Source organism: Rhizobium sp. PRIMUS64 (genome assembly GCF_023006465.1).
Classification (GTDB): Bacteria; Pseudomonadota; Alphaproteobacteria; order Rhizobiales; family Rhizobiaceae; genus Rhizobium; species Rhizobium leguminosarum.
The window spans coordinates 1-3764 of record NZ_JALBGX010000252.1 but is presented as its reverse complement, the minus strand read 5'-3'; the positions used below and the strand labels follow the sequence as shown (position 1 = coordinate 3764).

Below are 3764 nucleotides of genomic sequence, written 5' to 3'. Positions count from 1 at the left end.
CTGCTCGCCGTCATGCTGGCAGCCCTCGGGCTGCGCAGCCTCTGGATGACGGGGGCCGAAGGCGGGCTGGCGGCGCTGGCGGCGCTGATCTATGCCGCCTTTCCGCTCGGCCTCGGCGCCTATGCCACCGAGCACTATCTGACACTGCCTGATATCTACGACGTCTCCACCGATCCGGTCTCCGCACCCGACTGGCTGTCGCCGCGCTATTCCGACCAGATCTGGCTGAAGCGCAACGCTGATGTGACGCCGGAGGATCGCGAAAAGCAGCTCGCCGCCTATCCCGAACTGACCGGCCGGCGCTATGAGGGCGCGCTCGACCGCGTGCTGGAAGCGGTGCGCAAGGTCGCCAAGATGAGCGGCATTACCATCACCAAAAGCAGTGGCGACACCGAGCCGGGCCGCGATCCCGAGGACAGACCGGTCAAGCCGCCGCCGGCGGGCGACGATGCCGTGGCCGATGCGCCCGATGGCGTCCCCGTGCCGACGCCGCGCCCTTATGACGATGATGTCGCCAAGCTGATCCGCGGCGCCACCGGCGTGACGCTGCAGGGCACCACCCGCACGCTGATCCTCGGCCTGCGCTTCGATATCCTCATTCGGCTGCGCGAAGAGGCCGAAACCACCTTCGTCGACATCCGCGTCGCCTCCCGCTACGGCCAACACGACCTCGGCTTCAGCGCCGCAATCGCCGGCGATTTTCTGAAGGCGCTGGATGCTGAACTGCTGGGAATTGCTGGGGGGTGAGCAACGGTGGCGCAAAGCGCCAGCAATCGATCCAGTGAATCGATTGCAGCGGCGAACGCCCTGAGCCCAAAGCGAAGGGCCGGGATACGGTGCGGCAAACTCGCGCTATAAGGTAGCAACTGCCACCAAACGCTGGTTCCTCGAGTCGTCAACGGCGCGGCCGAATCTAGCACCGCGCGAACCGTACCCATCGCTATTGCGTCTCGACTGCCATGCGGCCTCAGCCTCACGCACCGTGTGAAAAAACGGAGCTGCGTCACGCTGTCGTAAACCAGTGAAGCAAACGGAAGACCAAGACCCAGCTCCTTGGATCGACTCTGCGGCCGCGCGTGAAACGTGCAGCAAAATCATGTACGGTGTTTAGCGCGGAATTCCTGTTGGGAGCGAAGACATGGAACGCAGATTATCTGCAATCCTGGCCGCCGACGTAGTCGGATACTCCGCACTTATGGAGCAAGACGAAGCGGGCACCTTTGACCGCCTTCGGGCTCGACGCACTGAGCTTTTTGAGCCCGAGATTGCGGGGCATCATGGGCGGGTCTTCAAGCTCATGGGCGACGGCCTCCTCGCGGAGTTCGGCAGCGTGGTCGACGCTGTCGAGTGTGCCGTATCTCTCCAGCGCGGAATGGCGGAGCGCAACGCTTCTGTAGCGGAGGAGGAGAGACTCCACGTCCGCATCGGCATCAACCTCGGCGAAGTGATCATGGACGGCGATGACCGCTATGGCGAAGGTGTGAACGTCGCGGCCAGGCTGGAGCAACTCGCCCCCCCAGGTGGGATCTGTGTTTCAGGCAAGGTGGCGAAGGAAGTCGAGAATAAGCTCGCGTTTGCCTTCGACTCTGCCGGGCAGCGGAAGGTCAAGAACATCGAAGAGCTTGTCGACGTCTACTACGTACGCATCGACGCCTCGCCACGCCGACGCCTTCCGCACAAGCGCGGGATCGGCCGTCCGTGGTGGGCACTCGGAGTCGCGGCAGCCATTGTGGCCGTGGTGGCCGCCTGGATGGCGCTGTACTATCCACTGACAGCGCGCTCCCCTGCAGTCTCCAGTACGATCCCATCCGTCGCCGTGCTTCCTTTCAAGGATCTGAGTGCCGACGAGAGCCTGGGATACTTGGGAGAAGGGGTGGCGAACGACCTCATCGCTATCCTCTCGCGCTTTGCTGATATCGCGGTCGTCTCGCGAACGTCATCGTTTGCGTATGAGGACAAGGAAGGTGACGTCCGCCAGATCGGCAAGGAGTTGGGCGTTGGCTATATCGTCGAAGGCAGCGTGCGCAAGGAAGGCGATAGGGTGCGCATCGTTGCGGAACTCATCGACGCTGAGACGGGGGACCATGTTTGGGCAGACCGCTTCGACAAGGCCGGAACCGACCCATGGGCGCTTCAGGATGAGTTGACCGGCAAGATTGTGGGGGCGATGACGGGCGAATGGGGAGCCATACGCAAAGCGGACTACAGTCAGGCCTGGGGCAAGGACAGCACCAACCTGGCTGAATACGACTACTACCTGCGTGCGGAAAGCCAATTGAACCTTTTCACGAAGGAAGGACTCGAGCGATCAGGTGACATCTCGCAGCAGGGGCTGCAGGTGTTCCCCGACTCCCCCTTATTGACCGTGGAGTTGGGGTGGTCTCACTGGATGAAGGTTGGGCTGCTTTACAGTTCTGACCCGCAGGCTGATCTTCAGGACGCGGGCCGACTGGCCGACAAGGTCCTCTCAAACAAGAACCTGAGCCCGCAGGTAGCGAGATTGGCACACTGGCTCCGTGCATGGCTTCTAACGCTCAAGGGGGACCATGATGGGGCTGTTGCGGAAATGAACAAGGCCATTGCGGCGGCACCATACAATGCCTTCACTCTCACCGATGCAGGAAGTATTTTCCTACAGGCCGGTCAACCCGAAAAGGCGTTGGAATTGACCGACTCTGCAGCCGCTCGGGATCCGGGATTGTCCTGGTTCTTTAACTACGTGCGAGGCTTCATCTTCATCGTGCTTGGTAGAAACGAAGACGCAGTTGAGGTGCTGAAGACCACGGAATTTGCCGACGCGCCACTGCAACTCGCCATTGCCTATATGCGTCTTGGTCGCCAGGCAGACGCCCGATCTGCCGTCGAGAAGATGCTCAAGTCAACGCCGGCTGCGACGATCCAGTCGTGGCGGCAGGCCTGGAACTTCCGAGATCCTTCCATTCTCGATCAAGCCGCCGCAGACCTTGCACGCGCCGGTCTTCCAAGTGGCCACGCTCAATAGCCAAACGGATTGATGTTCAGCCTTCGACGCCCCTACGGTGCCGCCGCAGGCGGCAGCAATCGATCCGAGGAAGAAATGACGGCGAAACGGAGTGCCGTGTCAGCCCCCCTCTGCCCTGCCGGGCATCTCCCCCACAGGTGGGGAGATTGGCTGGGCGCACCGGCTTCCCCAAGCAATGAACGTCCAGAACGGCGAAACGATAGATGGGCAGGAAGTTCAAGCTACCTGTGATCTCCCCACCTGTGGGGGAGATGCCCGGCAGGGCAGAGGGGGTATCTCGGCGCGCCGGTAAGGTGAGGTAGGGCACACCTCCCAAGGCCGCCACCACCCCCATCACCCCTCCACCACCAACCACCCCGTATACCGCACCACCAACCCCGTCAGCCGCCCACCAATCTCCACATGAAAGTGGAACCGCCCATCGCGCTCCTCCTCATAGGTATCGCCACCCGGCGCCAGAAACAGCGGCAGTGGAACTCCGAAAAACCGCCAGCCGCGCACCACGAGCCGAAGCTTCTCTCCCTCCGGCACCAGCGCCAAAAGCACCCGGAACGGCCCGAAGACTTCGGTGAGCAGATGCCGGTCGCGGCCCTTGCCTTCGACCTGGAAGCTGCGGAAGACCGTGCCGCCGAAATCCCGGGTCCAGATCTCCTTGTCGCCATCGGTTGCGAAACGCACCGTGACCGGCACTTCCCAGCCCGCTTCGGGAAAGCCGATGACGCGGGCGACGACCCGCGCCAGCAGCCCGCCGCCGCGTTCGATC

Annotated in this window: 3 protein-coding genes; 2 read left to right on the top strand and 1 reads right to left on the bottom strand. The window is 62.5% G+C overall.

Annotation, left to right across the window (positions count from 1 at the left end):
* Positions 1-747 (top strand): DUF1499 domain-containing protein (locus MOV76_RS38625; protein ID WP_247266539.1); only part of this gene is annotated, 747 nt, incomplete at its 5' end.
* Positions 748-1138: 391 nt separating this feature from the next.
* Positions 1139-3001: an adenylate/guanylate cyclase domain-containing protein gene (locus tag MOV76_RS38620; RefSeq protein ID WP_247266538.1), complete on the top strand. Its 1863-nt coding sequence runs from the start codon at positions 1139-1141 to the stop codon at positions 2999-3001.
* A gap of 333 nt (positions 3002-3334) precedes the next feature.
* Here the strand turns inward: MOV76_RS38620 and MOV76_RS38615 are convergent.
* Positions 3335-3764: DUF4166 domain-containing protein (locus tag MOV76_RS38615; protein WP_247266537.1), on the bottom strand; the 430-nt coding region annotated here is incomplete at its 5' end.

Bases quoted from the DNA above. Each gene is read 5' to 3' on its own strand.
- MOV76_RS38620 (WP_247266538.1), top strand. From the start codon at position 1,139: ATGGAACGCAGATTATCTGCAATCCTGGCCGCCGACGTAGTCGGATAC.